This window comes from Cohnella ginsengisoli (assembly GCF_029525555.1).
GTDB classification, from domain to species: domain Bacteria; phylum Bacillota; class Bacilli; order Paenibacillales; family Paenibacillaceae; genus Cohnella; species Cohnella ginsengisoli.
In genome coordinates this window covers 825,602-841,078 of the sequence record NZ_JAPDHZ010000004.1, presented here as the reverse complement: position 1 = coordinate 841,078, position 15,477 = coordinate 825,602, and the positions used below count along the sequence as shown (strand labels likewise).

18 protein-coding genes and 4 pseudogenes are annotated in these 15,477 nt (G+C 58.0%); 2 read left to right on the top strand and 20 right to left on the bottom strand.

Translation table 11 applies throughout. The features are described 5' to 3' along the window. Positions 1-9: 9 nt before the first annotated feature. The 6 genes and pseudogenes from OMP38_RS25090 to msrA form a co-directional block, all read right to left on the bottom strand. Positions 10-777, bottom strand: coding sequence for an ABC transporter permease (locus tag OMP38_RS25090; protein ID WP_277567470.1), 768 nt, complete (start codon positions 775-777; stop codon positions 10-12). After that, positions 770-1,693 (bottom strand): ATP-binding cassette domain-containing protein, encoded by a 924-nt coding sequence (locus tag OMP38_RS25085; protein ID WP_277567469.1) that lies wholly within the window; start codon positions 1,691-1,693, stop codon positions 770-772. The genes OMP38_RS25090 and OMP38_RS25085 overlap by 8 nt, the downstream gene beginning before the upstream one ends. 79 nt (positions 1,694-1,772) lie before the next feature. Then, positions 1,773-2,234, bottom strand: coding sequence for a response regulator transcription factor (locus OMP38_RS25080; protein WP_338130655.1), 462 nt, complete (start codon positions 2,232-2,234; stop codon positions 1,773-1,775). Next, the gene (locus OMP38_RS35095; protein WP_338130633.1) at positions 2,191-2,475 is read right to left on the bottom strand and encodes a response regulator transcription factor; all 285 of its coding nucleotides are present in this window, start codon (positions 2,473-2,475) and stop codon (positions 2,191-2,193) included. The genes OMP38_RS25080 and OMP38_RS35095 overlap by 44 nt, the downstream gene beginning before the upstream one ends. A 193-nt stretch (positions 2,476-2,668) precedes the next feature. Then, a pseudogene (locus tag OMP38_RS25075) lies at positions 2,669-3,455 on the bottom strand (helix-turn-helix domain-containing protein). A 64-nt stretch (positions 3,456-3,519) separates the two neighbouring features. Further along, positions 3,520-4,515, bottom strand: a complete 996-nt coding sequence (gene msrA / locus OMP38_RS25070) for a peptide-methionine (S)-S-oxide reductase MsrA (RefSeq protein WP_277567468.1) — start codon at positions 4,513-4,515, stop codon at positions 3,520-3,522. Between the two features lie 208 nt (positions 4,516-4,723). Between msrA and OMP38_RS25065 the strand changes: the two genes are divergently transcribed. Further along, positions 4,724-5,158, top strand: a complete 435-nt coding sequence (locus tag OMP38_RS25065; protein ID WP_277567467.1) for a hypothetical protein — start codon at positions 4,724-4,726, stop codon at positions 5,156-5,158. Here the strand turns inward: OMP38_RS25065 and OMP38_RS25060 are convergent. The 7 genes and pseudogenes from OMP38_RS25060 to ku all read right to left on the bottom strand — a co-directional run bounded on the left by OMP38_RS25060 (position 5,136) and on the right by ku (position 10,908). Continuing rightward, entirely contained in the window at positions 5,136-5,432 is a 297-nt protein-coding gene (locus OMP38_RS25060) for a DUF2188 domain-containing protein (protein WP_277567466.1), read from the bottom strand. The two genes, OMP38_RS25065 and OMP38_RS25060, sit on opposite strands and share 23 nt — an antisense overlap. Before the next feature lie 105 nt (positions 5,433-5,537). Continuing rightward, positions 5,538-6,487 (bottom strand): annotated as a pseudogene (locus OMP38_RS25055) (aldo/keto reductase family protein). Positions 6,488-6,632: 145 nt separating this feature from the next. Beyond that, positions 6,633-6,899, bottom strand: coding sequence for an ATP-binding protein (locus OMP38_RS25050; protein WP_338130632.1), 267 nt, complete (start codon positions 6,897-6,899; stop codon positions 6,633-6,635). Positions 6,900-6,915: 16 nt separating this feature from the next. After that, on the bottom strand, positions 6,916-8,007 hold the full coding sequence (locus tag OMP38_RS25045; RefSeq protein ID WP_277567465.1) for an ATP-binding protein: 1,092 nt from the start codon (positions 8,005-8,007) through the stop codon (positions 6,916-6,918). Positions 8,008-8,173: 166 nt separating this feature from the next. After that, positions 8,174-9,060: pseudogene (locus OMP38_RS25040) on the bottom strand (DNA polymerase domain-containing protein). Further along, positions 9,057-9,962, bottom strand: a complete 906-nt coding sequence (locus tag OMP38_RS25035; protein ID WP_277567464.1) for an ATP-dependent DNA ligase — start codon at positions 9,960-9,962, stop codon at positions 9,057-9,059. Before OMP38_RS25035 ends, OMP38_RS25040 begins: the two are co-directional and overlap by 4 nt. A 3-nt stretch (positions 9,963-9,965) precedes the next feature. After that, positions 9,966-10,908 (bottom strand): annotated as a pseudogene (gene ku / locus OMP38_RS25025) (non-homologous end joining protein Ku). A 144-nt stretch (positions 10,909-11,052) separates the two neighbouring features. Between ku and OMP38_RS25020 the strand changes: the two are divergent. Then, positions 11,053-11,871 carry a YheC/YheD family protein gene (locus tag OMP38_RS25020; protein WP_277567461.1) on the top strand — a complete coding sequence of 273 codons (819 nt, stop codon included), beginning with the start codon at positions 11,053-11,055 and terminating at the stop codon, positions 11,869-11,871. 50 nt (positions 11,872-11,921) lie between these two features. Here OMP38_RS25020 and OMP38_RS25015 read toward each other — a convergent pair whose 3' ends face one another. The 7 genes from OMP38_RS25015 to OMP38_RS24985 form a co-directional block, all read right to left on the bottom strand. Further along, positions 11,922-12,158 (bottom strand): hypothetical protein, encoded by a 237-nt coding sequence (locus tag OMP38_RS25015; RefSeq protein WP_277567460.1) that lies wholly within the window; start codon positions 12,156-12,158, stop codon positions 11,922-11,924. After that, positions 12,155-12,433 carry a hypothetical protein gene (locus OMP38_RS25010; RefSeq protein WP_277567459.1) on the bottom strand — a complete coding sequence of 93 codons (279 nt, stop codon included), beginning with the start codon at positions 12,431-12,433 and terminating at the stop codon, positions 12,155-12,157. Before OMP38_RS25010 ends, OMP38_RS25015 begins: the two co-directional genes overlap by 4 nt. A gap of 180 nt (positions 12,434-12,613) precedes the next feature. Then, entirely contained in the window at positions 12,614-12,823 is a 210-nt protein-coding gene (locus tag OMP38_RS25005; protein ID WP_277567458.1) for a hypothetical protein, read from the bottom strand. A 31-nt stretch (positions 12,824-12,854) separates the two neighbouring features. Further along, positions 12,855-13,469: a hypothetical protein gene (locus tag OMP38_RS25000; protein WP_277567457.1), complete on the bottom strand. Its 615-nt coding sequence runs from the start codon at positions 13,467-13,469 to the stop codon at positions 12,855-12,857. Next, on the bottom strand, positions 13,427-14,239 hold the full coding sequence (locus OMP38_RS24995) for a hypothetical protein (RefSeq protein ID WP_277567456.1): 813 nt from the start codon (positions 14,237-14,239) through the stop codon (positions 13,427-13,429). Before OMP38_RS24995 ends, OMP38_RS25000 begins: the two co-directional genes overlap by 43 nt. Next, positions 14,236-14,925, bottom strand: coding sequence for an ABC transporter ATP-binding protein (locus OMP38_RS24990; RefSeq protein ID WP_277567455.1), 690 nt, complete (start codon positions 14,923-14,925; stop codon positions 14,236-14,238). Before OMP38_RS24990 ends, OMP38_RS24995 begins: the two co-directional genes overlap by 4 nt. After that, complete coding sequence (locus OMP38_RS24985) at positions 14,922-15,326, bottom strand: GntR family transcriptional regulator (protein ID WP_277567656.1); 405 nt, start codon at positions 15,324-15,326, stop codon at positions 14,922-14,924. The genes OMP38_RS24990 and OMP38_RS24985 overlap by 4 nt, the downstream gene beginning before the upstream one ends. Between the last annotated feature and the right edge of the window lie 151 nt (positions 15,327-15,477).

Below are 15,477 nucleotides of genomic sequence, written 5' to 3'. Positions count from 1 at the left end.
TCGAATGCGTTACTTGATCTCCTTGCGTATGAAAACCGCGACAGCGACGGCTGCGAATGCGATGGCGACCAACGCTGGGACGTAAAGACTCTCGGCAAATCTTGCTGCGCTCATCTTAGGATCCGCATAATGGTTAATAAGATTAAATATAGAATGCTCGTATAGCGTCTTGATAAAAGGAAGATGCCGCCCCGCCATGACGTACAGTCCGTCCGCGAAAAAATAGAATACGAATGCGAAGCCGATCGTCTTGCCGCTGTCCGTCAGCAGCGTCGCGATGGCGCCGGTCACGGCTCCGAAGGCGGCTGCGAACGCAAGCGTCAGCGCAAAGGATTTAAGGATAAATCCCGTCTCCGACACGCCCTGTATCTCTCCGAGACCGAAAAGCATGGCGCCAAGCGCAAGATTCACGACCGGAAATACGAGCGCGGCCAGCATGGAACCGAATATAAAAACGATCATTTTGGCCGTAATGTACATTGCGCGGCTGTAGCCGGAAGCGACCGCCCGCTTGATCGTCCCCGTCGCGTATTCGCCCGAAATATAAAAGCCCGCCAAGACGCTAAGTCCGATCTTGATGATGTAATTGTTGCCGCCCAGCGCCGCGGTCAGCATATCGAGGCCGGTCGTCCCGGAGAGCGCGCCCCCGTCGTTCGGGTCGTCGAAATAATTGAGCAGCACGTAAGACGCCGCGGATACGAACAAAAGGGATAGCAGCAGCCAAAACGAACGGTTGCGCAGCAGTTTGTACCATTCCGAACGCAGCAGATTAAGCATGTTCGCCGCCTCCGATCCGCGAGGTGAAGTAGCTCTCCAGGTCCTCGCCCATCGGCATGAACTGCTCGAGCGCGAGTCCCTCGCCGACGAGCGCCGCGGAGACCGTCGCCGGACGATCCAAGTACGCGAACAAACGGATCGAGCCGTCGTTCGTCACCTCGAACGCCGTCGTCGACAGCTCCCGCTCGATAACGGCCGCGGCACGTTCAGGGCGATCGACCTTGATGTGGATGAACTGCCTGCACTTTTCCTGCAGCTCCCTGCTCGTCAACTGCTCAAGCAGCTTACCTTTGTGGATGATGCCATAATGCGTGGCCAGCAGATGGAGCTCGCTAAGGATATGGCTGGAGATCAGGATCGTGATGCCCATCTCCCGGTTAAGCTTTGTCAGCAAATCGCGCATCTCGACGACGCCCATCGGATCGAGCCCGTTCGTCGGCTCGTCAAGAATGAGAAATTCGGGCGACCCGAGCAGCGCGACGCCGAGCGCCAGACGCTGCTTCATGCCGAGCGAGAAGTTTCTTGCTTTTTTCCTCCCCGTTCCCGACAGGCCGACCAGTTCGAGCGTACGCTTCACCGTCTCCCGGCCCGGTATGCCCTGCTGGAGCCGGTGCGCCTCCAGATTTTCGGACGCCGTCAGCAGCGGGTATAGCGCCGGATTTTCGATGGAAACGCCCATCCGCTTGCGCGCCTTGACAAGTTCGGCGCTCCCCGTGGATCCGAATAGCTCCACCGTACCTGACGTCGGAAATGCCAGCCCCGTCACCAGCTTCATCAGCGTCGACTTGCCCGCCCCGTTCTGCCCGATGAAGCCGTAAATCGTCCCTTGGCGAATCGAGAGATCCACGCGGTCGAGCGCGGTCTGGCTTTTGTACTGTTTGGTCAATTGGTGCGTTCGAAGCACGAACTCGTTCATTCATTTCAGCCTCCCCTTCTTGTCTTCAAGTGTAGAGGCCGATTCATAAGACTTGGTAAAGCCGATTCATAAGAAAAGCTTAAGATTTAAGACGATAGCCCATTCCCCAGATCGTCTCGATATATTCTTCCTCGGGATTCGCTCTCGCGAGCTTGTTGCGCAGGTTGCTGATATGTACGTTGACGACGTTTTCCCCGCCGCCGAGATAATCCTCGCCCCATACGCTCTCGAACAGGTTCGCTTTGGCGAACAGCTTCTTCGGATTAGATAAGAGCAGAGCCAGGATGTCATATTCCCGGGCCGTCAGCGACAGCTGCACGCCTCCGGCGCGCGCGGTCTTCGCTTCGGGATCGAGCGCGAGATCCTTGTGCTGCAGCAGGGCCGGACTGTTCGCTAGCGTCTGCGGAAGTCTCCGGTACCGGCGCAGCACCGAATCGATGCGCGCTGCGACCTCCTCGAGGTCGAACGGCTTGGTGATATAATCGTCGGCGCCTGTTTTAAGCGCCGAAATTTTCGAATGCTGCTCGCTTTTGGCGGAGATGACGATGACCGGATAGCCGTATCGTTCGCCGATCTCCTCCAGGAGCGCTTCCCCCCCGCTTGCCGGGCAGCATCAGATCGAGCAGCACCATCGCCCACTCGCGGGTTCCCAGATAAAGCTCCGCTTCCGTCCCGGAATAAGCCGGCTGGGGCTCGTGCCCGCTCGACCGAAGCACGCTGCAGAGCAGCCGATTGATATCGTCGTCGTCTTCCGCGACCAATATATGCAGGCGCTCCGCCATCCTCCGACACTCCTGTTCCGCTAGCAAGACTATCGCCATTATAGCATGACGCTCTATGCCGCGGTTGGACGCGAGCCAAGGACCGCGCGGACAAAATGTCCTGCGCATGGACAAGCCGCCCCTTCGCAATCGCCTAAATCGACGCAAAAAAAGCTTCGCGCGTATGCGAAGCTTCGCTCTTCAGCTTGAACGATCATTTGCCCATTCTGCTTAAAAATTGATTCATGAGTACTGGCAGCGATATGAGGATCGGCGGATCGTCGGGTTGAGGCGGATACAGCTTGACCTGCTGCGGATGCAGCTCGCCGAGCGGTCCGACGAACAGCGGCGCTCTGGACCTTGTGCGCAGCGTCCGCTGCGGCAGCAGAAAGTCCTTGGCCTGCATCTCCCAAGCGACAGAAGTCGCCATGAGATAATAGACGCCGGGCCTCACGCCCCTGAAGGAGAACCTGCCGAGCCCGGGCAGCAGCGTGCCGTAGATCGGCATCCCCTCGGGAATCGGCTTGGCGAACAAGCCGATCAGCACGAAGCCGTCGAACGGCTCGTCGGCGACGACGGTGCCGGTCACCTGCATGCCTCCCGGCTCGGAGGCCGCGGCGTGCTCCTGCCAATCGGACAGCTCGCGAAGCGCGCGCATGTATCTGGCGGCCTCCGGTTCGGATTGGCGGAACTCCCCCCGGCGTCATGCCGACCCGCTCGGTGAAGCGGGTCGTAAATGTGCCGAGGCTCTGCTGTCCGATCTCGAGCCCGATCTGCCGGACGGACAGGTTCGAGTTGAGCAGCAGATCCTTGGCGCGCTCCAGGCGCAGCGACGATACGTAATACAGCGGCGGAAGGCCGATTCGTTCCTTGAAAATCCTCGCGAAGTGATAAGAGCTGAAAGCGACGTGACGGGCGAGGCGCGACAACGGCAGAGGCTCGTCCAAATTCTGATGAATGTAGGCGATCGCCTCGTCGATCTCTGCATATCGGACGTTCATGTCTTCGGCCCTTTCCATCTCTTGGAATCGTATTCTTTTCCATTTTAATGTGGCGCGCCGGGATTTACAACCTTTTATCGAACATTTGTTCGTTCAATTTGAAATGATCGCCATTCAGCGCTGCCGCGTTCGCTTGCCCGCTCGCCGGCACGAAGCGGAGCGAGGCCGAATTGACGAGGTAATGGAGCTTGTCAGGCCCCGGACCGTCGTAATGCAAATAACCGAGTCTCGTACGTCCGAGCCGGCTCGCGATCGCCGTGCGCACCGTACCTCCCCGATAGTCGGCCTCCCTTCCCACCAAGCCTTCGTGCAGCGGCTTCGTAAAGCTGGGCCAGCCCGTCCCCGAGTCGAACTTGTCCTCGGAACCGAACAACGGATCGTCGGTGACGATGTCCACGTATATGCCGGGTTCATAGAAGTTCCAGTACGCGTTGTCGAATGCCGGTTCGGTCGCGCCGTGTTGGGTCACTTCGTATTGCAAAGGCGTCAGCCTGCGCCGGAGGCTCGCTTCGTCCTGTTTGGTCCGCCATGCGCGGCGGAGATAGTCCTCGCGGCCGGACCCTTCGACATACAGCTTGTAGTGCCGCACGTGCGTCTTGTAATAATGCTGATGCTCTTCCTCCGCCGGATAAAAAGGACCGGCGGGCAGGATCTCCGTCACGATCCGCGACTTGAACCGTCCGCTAGATTCAAGCGCCTGCTTCGACGCCAAGGCGAGCTCGCGCTGCCCTTGGTCGTGATAGAAGATCGCCGTCCGGTACGAGCTGCCGCGATCGCCAAACTGACCGCCGCGGTCCGTCGGGTCGATCTGCTGCCAAAAAATGTCGAGCAGCCGCTCGTACGGAAACAGGTTCGGGAAAAAGGCGATCTGCACCGCTTCCGCATGGCCCGTCGTCTCGCTGCCGACCGATTCGTAGGTCGGACGATCGGTGTGGCCGCCCGTATACCCGGACGTGACGCTGATGATGCCAGGCAGCTCGTCGAAAGGCTTGACCATGCACCAGAAGCATCCGCCTGCGAAAGTCGCGAGCGCCGGAAGGCCTGTCTCGACTTCTGTCATCGGCAATCCCCTTTCTTCCTGCCGTTACTGTCGGCAGGGATGGATAGATGCACAAACTATCCCGTTTGTCGCGCATAAAATGGAGGGAGTAAGGTAAAACGTCGTCGCCGTCTTTAGTTACCGGCGATGCGTCAACCGGAGACGGATCGAAAGCCGTATAACGCTATCCTATACGATTCGAGCCGTCGAATAAAGGAGGTGATCGGCTATGGCTGTTCGTCCGAACGCGCGGACGCGCAAAAACTTGCAGTCTTACCAAGGGCAGCCCGTGTGCATTCTGATGAAGGACGGGTCGTACTACGTGGGGCTGATCGGAGACATCAAAGGCGGCGAGCTCACGCTCTCGGGCGTACGCGGATCGGAAAAGTGGAATCCGCAGGCGGCGAAGCGTTCATGGCAAAAAGCGAGGATCAGCGCTTTGGGCGCTGCTGCGGCGGCAGCGCCTGCTGCTCCGGCAGCCCCGGGCGCGGCAGCCGGAACAGGCGCCGGCAGCGCCGCGGGCGTCAGTCTCGGCAGCGGATTGGGCGGACTCGGCGGTCTCGACGATCTGATGGGCTTCATGCAGAAGGCGCTGCCGCTCATGAAGATGGGCATGGACATGATCAAGACGATCATGCCGCTCATGAGCGGATTGAAGATGTAAGACGGCGCCGCGCCGAGATGACTTCGATAAAAGACAAGGGAGCGAACCGTCCATCGCGGACGTTCGCTCCCTTGTTTGTCAGTGCCCTTTTTTTGCGAATCTGTTTGTCGTGATCCTCGCCCCACTCCTTGGCTTTCGCGGTGGCGATCGAGATCGCCCGTTGCTCGGAGTAGCCGTCCTTCAGCAGCTCGTTGGCGATGTCGATCGCCTTGTTGCGTACGGGCGCCATGAAGTTTTTAAGCGAATCCGGATAGTCGTCTTTATCCCAAGGCATAGCCATCCCTCCTGTCGGTTCGTCTATTCATAACTTGGACGATCGCGAGCAGGATGAATCAGTTCGGGCGCATCGCGCGGCGTGACAGGCGGCTGGCAGAACGCGTCAGGCCAGGATCGTCTCGATGCGATCGATCGTCTCCTGCGACAGCGAAACGCCGGACGCCTTGACGTTTTCTTCGAGCTGGGACGTCTTCGTGGCGCCGACGAGCGCGCTGGCCACGCTCTCGTGACGCAAAATCCAGGCGATCGCAAGCGTCGACAGCGACAGATCCAACTCCTTGGCGACGGCATCCAGCTGTTCGACCTTTTTGCAGGTGCGCTTCGGTCAGGAAGCCTTTGATCCACATGTTCGTCTTCGGATCCGCCGCTCGGCTGTCCGAAGGCAGATTTTGTCCAAGCCGATACTTGCCCGTCAGTACGCCTTGCGCGAGGGGGAGAGAATACGACCTGGGACAGACCGTTTTTCTCGCTGACCGGCAGGACGTCGCTTTCGATATTCCTGTAGAACATGTTATATTGCGGCTGGTTGACGACGATCCGGTCCAGCAAGTATTTATCCGCGACTTGTAGCGCCTCCTGGATCTGGGCGCCCGTCCACTCGCTCACGCCGACGTACAGCACCTTGCTCTGACGCACGAAATCCTCGATCGTCCGCAGCGTCTCTTCGAGTCTCGTGTCCGGATCGTAGCGATGGCAGTAGAAAATGTCTACGTAATCCTGCTTCAGCCGCTTGAGGCTGGCGTTCAACTGCTCGTACACATGCTTGCGGGACAATCCGCGTTCATTCGGTCCTTGGCCCATCGGCCAAAAAGCCTTCGTCGCCAGCACGTACGATTCCCGCGGATAACGGGGCAGCACTTCGCCGAGCATGCGCTCGGCCTCGCCTTGCTCGTACACGTTCGCCGTATCGATGAAATTGATGCCGAGCTCGAACGCGCGATCGATCAGCTTCGCGCCCGTGTCTTGACCGACCGTGTGCCCATAAGTCATCCAGCTGCCGAAGCTGATCTCGCTGACTTTAAGGCCGGATTGGCCTAGTTTTCTGTACTTCAAGTGCAGCACCTCTTTCGATTTTGTGTTGTAAACGCGCGTTTATAATTGTACCACGCCTGACACGACGTATCAAACCGCCGGAGGCAAGTAAACATGGTGCGCAGGCGGCAGGGGGCTTAGTCAAGGCCCCCTCTTCAAACGCCTCTTATTCGGAAGCAGCAGCCGTTTGTCTGGCCGATACGGATGCCTCGAGCGCCTGTACGATCGGCAGACGCAGCGAAAATTCGCTCCCTTCTCCCTTTTCGCTTTTCAGCGAAAGCGACCCGCCGAGCAAAGTCGCGAGCTGCAGGCTGATCGACAGTCCGAGCCCCGTCCCGCCGAAGCGGCGGTTGATGGAACCGTCCTCCTGCCTGAACGCTTCGAATATCAGTTCCTGCTTGCTCTTCTCGATGCCGACGCCCGTATCCTTCACCGTGAAGACGACTTGGCTATCCCCCCGCTCCGTTCACCGGACGCTCGGTCGAGACGAGCAGCGCGACATAACCGTTGTCCGTGAATTTAACGGCATTAATGAGCAAATTTCGCAAAATCTGGCCCAACCGCAACCCGTCCGACAGCAGCGTCTGCGGCACGTCTTCATTCACCTGCAGGCGCAACTCGAGATTTTTCACTTCGGCTAGCGGCTTCATCTGACGATGAAGCAGTTCGACCGTATCGCTAAGCGACAAAAAGTCCAACACGATATCCATCTTGCCGGCTTCGACCTTGGACAAGTCCAAAATATCGTTGATCATATGAAGCAGCTGCTCGCCGGACGCCTGGATGATGTTCGCATATCGGCGGTTGTCCTCGAAGCTGACGCCGTCCTCGGATTCGCCGATCATCTGCGACAGCAGAATGATGCTGTTGAGCGGCGTTTTCAACTCGTGCGACATGTTCGCCATGAACTCCGATTTGTACTTGGAGGCCTGAAGGATCAGTTCGGCCTTTTCCTCTAGCAACTTCTGGCTATCAAGCAGTTCCGACGTCCGTTTCTCCAGCGCCTCGTTGGTCGCCTTAAGCTGAACCGCACGCTGCTGGTCCAGGAAAAAGTCGCGGATGATAAACAGAAAAAACGTGCCGAGCAAAAGCGTGGCCGGCAGCGAGTAAGGCAAAATATGGGTAGCATAATTGACGCGATCGAGCGCTCCATAGGCAAGGATGCCTCCGACCTGAAGAGCGTTGATCGTCAGCAGCGAGATCGCCGCCTTGACTGGATAGCCCCAATTCGGTCTTCGTCTGTACAAGCCGACAAGTATCGAACCCGCGATGCCGAGCGTCGAGATGTTGCAAAAAGCGGTGAACGCGGACGCCGACATCCCGTTGATGCCGAATCGCGCCAGCGCAATGCCGAAGCCGATCGCCAGAATCGTTCTCGGATCGCGAAAGACGAGCGTCGCGAAGATGATCGGCACGTTGCGAAGATCGAAGATGGCCGATCCGTTGTACCGGACGCCGAACTTCATCGCAAGCCATCCTAACGCGATAAAGCCGACGATCATCGCGATCTGCTTCAAGTAGTCGGACGTATGCTGAAACACGTATTTGTAAATGAGGTTAAATAAAAACGTAAACGTGATCAGGATGGTGATGCTCGTAAAAAAATGCCGCGCCTATATCCATGTCACACCTCCCGATTCTTATAGTGTACATCATAAGAATCGGGGCCGTATAGCCATAATTTGTTACAGTTTGCAGTCGCTGCACTTATTTCAGAAAACGTAAAATTGCCTCCAGGGACTGCTTCGGCGCCGCCGCGATCAGGTCGCCTTTCTCTGCGAGCCTCGCTTCGATCGTATGCAGCGTAAAGTCGCGCGGATCGGCGCCGTTCCGCACTTCTTCCCAGGTCAACGGCGTTGACACGGTCGCTTCCGGCCGCCCGCGGGGCGTATAAGGCGCGGAAAGGCTTTTGCCCGCCGCATGCTGGACATAATCGACGTAGATCAGGTTTTTTCTATTTTTGATCAGCCGTTCGACGGTGAACAGCTTCGGATATTTTTCGGATAAGTACTTGCCGACGAAACCTCCCGCCTTTCGCAATTCATCGAAGGTGTAGCCAGGTCGAACAGGGATGACAATTTGCACGCCCGTGGCGCCGCTCGTCTTGGGTACGGAGGCTATGCCCATGTCTTCCAGCGCTTCTCCGATCAAAGAGACCGCCTCCATCAGCCGTCCGCGGAGCGCCTCGCTCGGATCGATGTCGAGCACCCATTCGGCCGGCTCCTCTCCGCCTACGTATTCGAACGATGGATGGAATTCGAGCGCGGCGAGATTGCCCATCCACAGCAAGGTCGGCAGCGTATCCGCGACGATATAGCGAACTTGGTCCCGCACCGCCGTCCGCACGAAAGGCGGCAGCGGCTCCGGCGCGTTTTTTTTGATAAAAAAGCCTTCCCGCCCGCTCCGTCCGGATAACGGATGGCCGTCATGTACCGGTTTTTGCAATAGGGCAGCAAGTAAGGGGACAAGGCGACGAGCTTTTGCAAATACATCGCCTTATGAATGCCGGCTTCGGGCCACATCAGCTTATCCGGGTTTGTCACCTTGATCTCGAAGCCTTCGACTTCGATCGAATCGTTATCCGCGGCGCTCATAGCGGAATCCCCTCCAGGTCGATCAGTTTGGGATGCCGCAGCAAGCCCGCATCCGTCATCTCCCTGCCGCTGACCCTGCCTGCGAGCGGCGCCTCTAGCCACCTGACGTCCGCGCCTCGCAAGCCTTCGGGCGAGCTTTCCCAATAGTCGGCGCGGGAGCGTCCGGCGGGCAGCCGGCGAAGCGCAGCCTTCGCTCTCTCGTTTAATCCGGACGAGACGCGCCCCATATACCGATCGTCTTTTGCCATGACGAGACTTGACACGCGTCCCTCCTTCCAGATGATGCCGACGATGTCGACGTCCATGTGGTGGACGGTCTTCCGCTTGATCCAGTCGCGATGCACCTTGCCTTCTTTGTAAGCCGACGCCTTCTTTTTGCTGACGACGCCTTCCCAGCCGTTCGCCTCGACCCACCGCCAGAGCGATTCGCCGTCCTCGAATTCGTCCGCCACGTAAAATGGCGATGTCCAGCCCTGCGTCAATCGGAGCAGCTTCTCCCTGCGTTCCGCGTACGGCAGCCGCCGAAGGTCCTCGCCGTTCGCTTCCAGCAGGTCGAACAAGATAAATTGAACCGGATTCCGCCTGGCCGAAGCTTCGATCAAGCGATCGCCGAGCAGCTTGCCCCGCTGCTGCATGAGCTGGAAGCTGGGTTTGCCTGTATGCGGGTCCAGGATGACCGCCTCGCCATCGAGTATGTAGTCCCCGGGACGGCCGGCGAGCGCCGCCGCCAGCTCGGGGTAAGAATCGTTTTGCAGCAGCATGCGCTTGGAATACAACCGGACGCGATCGCCCCGCACCTCGGCGATGAGTCGATAACCGTCCCATTTAAGCTGGTGTATCCAAGCGCTACCCGCCGGCGTGCGTTCCTCCGCCACGGGAGACATCGGGGTGAATGGCTCCATCGGTCAGCTCCCTGTTTTCTTCGTCCTCGTCTTGGAGGCGGACGCCTCCTGTTTCCTCGCTTTCGTCTTCGGCTCGTCCTTTTCTGCTTTGGTCGCGCTGCGCTTACGCGCGGGCTTTTTCGTTTCTTTCTGGTCTGTTTCTTTGCCGACTTCCGCGTCTCCCGCTTGGCCCTTATCCGGTCCTGCCTGCTTCAAGCTTGCTTTCAACGCCTCCATCAGATCGATAACGTTGGTCTTCTTCTCTTCCGGCGCGAACTTGACTTCCTTGCCCTTGACCTTGTCTTCGATCGCGTCCATCAGCCGTTCCTTATAAACGTCCTCGTACTTCCCGGGCTCGAAGGGCGCGCTGAGCTGGTCGATCAGCATGCGGGCCATCTGAAGCTCCCGCTCGTCCGCCTTCGTCTCCTCCGGCAGGTTCGGTATCTCTTTTTTTGCTGCGGATCTCCTCGGCGTAGAACATCGTCGACATCGACAGGACGCCGTCCACGATGCGGATCGCAGCCAGGCTGCTCCGCGTGCGGATGCTGACGTTGGCGATGCCGATCTTGCGCGTATCGAGCAGCGCCTGCACGAGCAGATTGTAGGCATGCGTGCCGTTGCTTTCCGGCGCGAGATAATAAGTTTTCTGATAATAGATCGGGTCGATCTCATCCAGGTCCACGAAGTCGAGAATGCGGATCTCGCGCGAAGTCTCCGACGCGATCTCCTCGAGCTCGCCCTTGTCGAACGTAACGAAGTGACCGGGTTCGTATTCGTAGCCTTTGACGATATCGGTCCACTTCACTTCTTCCTCGCACTTCGGACACGTTCTGTGGTATTGAATCGGCACGTTAAGCTTCTTGTGCAGCATGCGCATCGGCAGGTCGTTGTCCTGCGTGGCCGTGAACATCTTGACCGGCACGTTGACCAGCCCGAAGCTGACCGCTCCCTTCCATATCGTTTGCATCGCGCGCTCCTCCTTTGCATTGTTGCCGTTATCGATCCGGTATCATTCATTAACCGAAGCCTTCGGGACGTGAATCTTCCAACTCTTGTCCGTGTCGGGCGGCGGCGGGCAAGCATACAGTATGGCGATCGGAGGGGAGCCGCTGTGATAAACCGCAAGGGCGTGCATATCGCGAATAAATGGGTCAAAACGGTCGCGACGCTGCGAGATCCCGCAGTCGCTCCGCACGTGCCCGAGACGCGGAGGATGAATCGGGCGACGCTCGCGAATATGCTGAACCGGTACGGCATGATCTACGTCAAGCCCGTCGCCGGCACGTACGGCCGCGGCGTGATGCGCATCGAACGGACGCCCGGGCAACGGCTGCCTTATAGCTGTCATGCCGGACTAAGCAAAAAGCGCTTTTCGTCCATCGACACGCTATATGGCCACGTCTTGCGAATGAAGCGGCGCCGTCCGTATCTCGCGCAGCGCGGCGTGCACCTGCTCAAGACGAACGGCAGACGCTTCGACATTCGCGTCATGGTGCAAAAAAATCCGGCCGGCGCCTGGGAGCCGACCGGCGTCATTGCGAGAGTCGCCCAGAAAGGCAAGGCCGTCACGAATTATCATGACGGCGGCACGCCTGTCCCGCTAAGCAGGTTGCTTCTGCCAAAATTAGGTTCTAACGGCGCGAGGCAAGCCGAAAGCAAGCTGAAGGCGCTCGGTCTTCGTTCCGCGAGGGCGCTGGCGAGAGCCCACCCCAAGATCAATATGGTCGGTGCCGACATCGGCCTCGATACCAAGCTGCGTCCGTGGATCATCGAGCTGAATACGTCGCCGGATCCGTATCTGTTCAGGCATCTGAAGGATAAGTCCACGCACCGCAAAGTCATGCGGTACGCCCGCTTGCTCGGCCGCATCCCCGCCGCGCGAACAGCAAGCAGGACGCGGACCGCCATAAGAGCTCGCCGCAAACGTTAAAAAGGACGTGTCCGGGTCCGGACACGTCCTTTTTTGCGCTTGTACGTATGCTAGTTCGCTCTCGCCGTCGCTTGGCAGAAGCCCGAGACCGCTTCGCGCATGACGAATCGCTTCAGAAGCCTGCGTCGCTCCTCTTGCGTCGCCTTCGCAAACTCGCGCGCGCCGCAGAGCGCCAGCAGCGCCCGCTTGGCCGCCTCGCAGGCCGGCTCCTCCGCCTCGAGAAGATAATACGCCATCCGGTAGGCTTCGAGTTCTAGGCTGCGAAGCATCTCGATGCGGCGATTCACGATCGGAGCTGCATGTTGAGCAGCACGGTTTGGCTCAGCTCGGCGGATGCTTGGCTGCTTGGACCGTCGTACGAGACTTGGCCTTCGTACACCGTTTTTCCGCTGCTCGCTTCAACGACGATCACCTTCGTTGAGGCTCTTCCAATGGATTCTTTCGCCTGCTCGCCGGGAACGATAAAGTAAAACTTGCCGTCCTTGAATCTCGGTGCAAGAATCTCTTCACCGCCCAGGTCCGAGGCATGTAGCGTATACGCAGCGGTCTGGGCTTGCGTCAAGAGATCGGTCTCCACGATATTGAAGCTTTTCCCCGCCAACGTTCCGTATTGCCGGCTACAGTCACGCCGTACAATTTGTCGCCGTCTACGATGTAGTTCGTACGCGTTATACTTTCCGGAATAGCCAAAGCGAGCGATTTTACGCGTCCATCCCTATAATTATAAATAAACGGTTTATATTCAATAATCGGCTTCTCCGCGGAAGCGGCTGGCAGCGCACTGGCGCCTCCGGCTGCCGTATTCGTTCCCTTTTACTCTGGATGTGAAAATAACGGCATGAACCGAATCCGTGTTCGTCCCCCGGTTAGCCACCGATACGTCGTATCCGGCTTGAACAGGCAATCGAATCTCTCGGGTATCGACCAGCTTGCCAGCTGACAGTTCGAACACGTAGTCGAATAGCTGCGGGGCGATCTCTTCATTAGAGCGCGTTGAAGTAGAGCGTATGATCAGAAAATGCGCAAGTTCGCCTTCGATCTGCATATCGGCAACATAAACCTGCTCCCGCTGCTTCCAAGACCCTACCTGCAGGGAATAGCTTTCCGATTTCTCGGTTTTTTTTGTTTAGCGCAGACAGCTTCAAGGTTGCCTGACCTTCTTTACGGACAAGCTCGGCATAGATCAGCTTGTCGTCGTTCTGCTCCAACGTTCCGTATTCCTTGCCCCGCATAAATTCGCGATGCGCCTGTATGAGCGCTTCCATTGACGCGTTGTAAGTTTTGGAGAAAGGCCATATGAACAATCGGCCTACCCGGTTCGCGTCTGAATAGCGAGTACCTTCGGCATCTACTTTCATCGACCGGTTGCCCCTTCGTCCGATATAGCTGCCGTCAAGTTGAATCTCCCAGCCGAACGAAGGATCCCCCTCCACCGTCTCCAGATGAAAGCTCGGCAGCCGTTCGTCGGACGCATAGCCGTAATAAACGCCAAGCGCGACGATTGAAAATAAGGCGAGCGCGCCCGCCCATACGTACCTGAACCGTCCCCTTCGCTTTACGCGGATATTTTGCGGGTGATCAGCTTTAAGCTCAGCCATATCGCTCCTGCGACCTCCAATCCGAAAATCGTCAAACAGACGGCTATCGTTTCCGACGGGTACAATGAAAGTTCGTTGGACATTGAAGCCAGGACGAGCAACGTAATATTGAGCGCCAGGTAAAGCGCCGCCAATACAATGCCCCGAATCCGGTAGCTGCGCTCGAGCAAAATGCCGGCAAACACGAGCAGCACGCCGAGGAAGCCCATGCCGTAGTTGGTCAGAAACTGACTGAAATGCAGCGGCAGCAGCAGCTTAAAAATCTCGCTCGCATACATGGCGTCGGTGAACCGGCTCGGCTCCTTTAACAGCTCGGGCGTCACCATCGCATATTCGAGCTTCAAAATCGCCATCGCGACCAGCTGCAAGGCCAGCATCGAAAAGACGAACAAAAAAATGGCGGTCAGCTTGGCAAAGTAAAGCGGGATGCGTCCGCCCGGTAACATGAGTTGGCGGAAAGCGAACGGATGGCGCCCGAACCAGTCTCTATACCAAATAACGAGCACATAGGCGACCAATACAGCTACCGGAATAAATATCCCAAGCGCGAATCCGCCCTGCGTATTGCCGATGACATCGGCAAACGAGTAGGATTGAGGCACGACGCCCGGCTCCCGGGTTCCTTCCTTTATGCCGTAGCGATTGGCGAAGTTATGGATGTCGATTGCGACGGCTGCGCATTCCACGACAAGCGTGTACAGCATCATGCCGACCATTATCCATCTGAACCTGCGTACCTCAAGCGCCAGCAGCTTGAAATAATGCCTCATCCCCGGTACACCTCCCGCATCACGTCGAGCACGGACTTCCCCTGTTCGTCCCGTACCTGCTCGCAATCGATGTCGCGGACGACCTTGCCGTCCTTCAGCAGCACGGCCCGATCGAGCAAATGCTCGATCTCGTCGATCTCGTGCGTCGTCACCAGCACGCCCCGGTCCTCGATCAACCGGCTCGAGAAGACGTCGCCGATCATCTCCCGGCTGAATACGTCTATCCCGGAAAACGGCTCGTCCATGAGCACGAACTCCGTGTCCAAGGCCAGACCGAGCACAAGTCCGAACTTGGCCGCCGTCCCTTTGGACAGGTTGCCGACGCGATCGCGCGGATTCAGCCGGAAAAACGTCATCAGCTCCTGCGCACGCGATTCGTTCCAGCTCTTGTAGTAGTCCGCCATAAACTGAAGCCCCTCTTCGAGCCTGAGGCCGCCCGGCATCGCCGCATGGTCCGGAATAAACGAGACTTTCTCGTACAGCTCCCGCTTCGAGCCGACGCCGTCGACGCGGATGCTTCCTTTGGACAACGGCGTAAGGCCCATGATCGCCTTCAGCAGCGTCGACTTGCCCGCGCCGTTCATGCCGACGAGGCAGGTGATCTGTCCCTTTTCCGCGGAAAAGGTCACGCCGTCCAGCACCTTTCGCCAGCGGTAGCGCTTGTGGGCGTTTTCGATGCGAATCATGCGCCTTCACCTCCCGGCTTCCGAGCCCGGCGCTGCGCATCCGACTCGTACTCCTCTTGGACCAGCGCCACGATCTCCTGGAGCGGCACCTGCATGTTGCGGATCGAGCCCATGAAAGTCCGGACCGCTTCGCCCAGCAGCTCCGACCGGATATTGCGGAGCACGTCTTCGTCCCTTGTGATTCGGCTTGGCGAATTACCTTCCGTGACGATCAAGCCTTGTTCCTCCATTTCTTTGTAAGCTCGCTGCGCGGTATTCGGATTCATCTTGAGCAGCGAAGCGATCTCGCGCCTCGACGGGATCGCCTCTCCCGCCGCCAGCAGGCCCGTGACGATCCGTTCTTTGAACAGCCGGACGACCTGCAGGTATACCGGATCTCGCGTGTTGAACGCCGTCTCCATCCAGCCGCCGTGATTATCCATCGCTCTGCCTCGCCTTGTCGTGGAGTGTGTGTACTAAGTGGTTCATACACCATGAGTGTATTATGCCCTTCATACACCCCGATTGTCAATTCAAGGAAACCGATTTAGGAAAAATTTAGGTCGAAGCGAA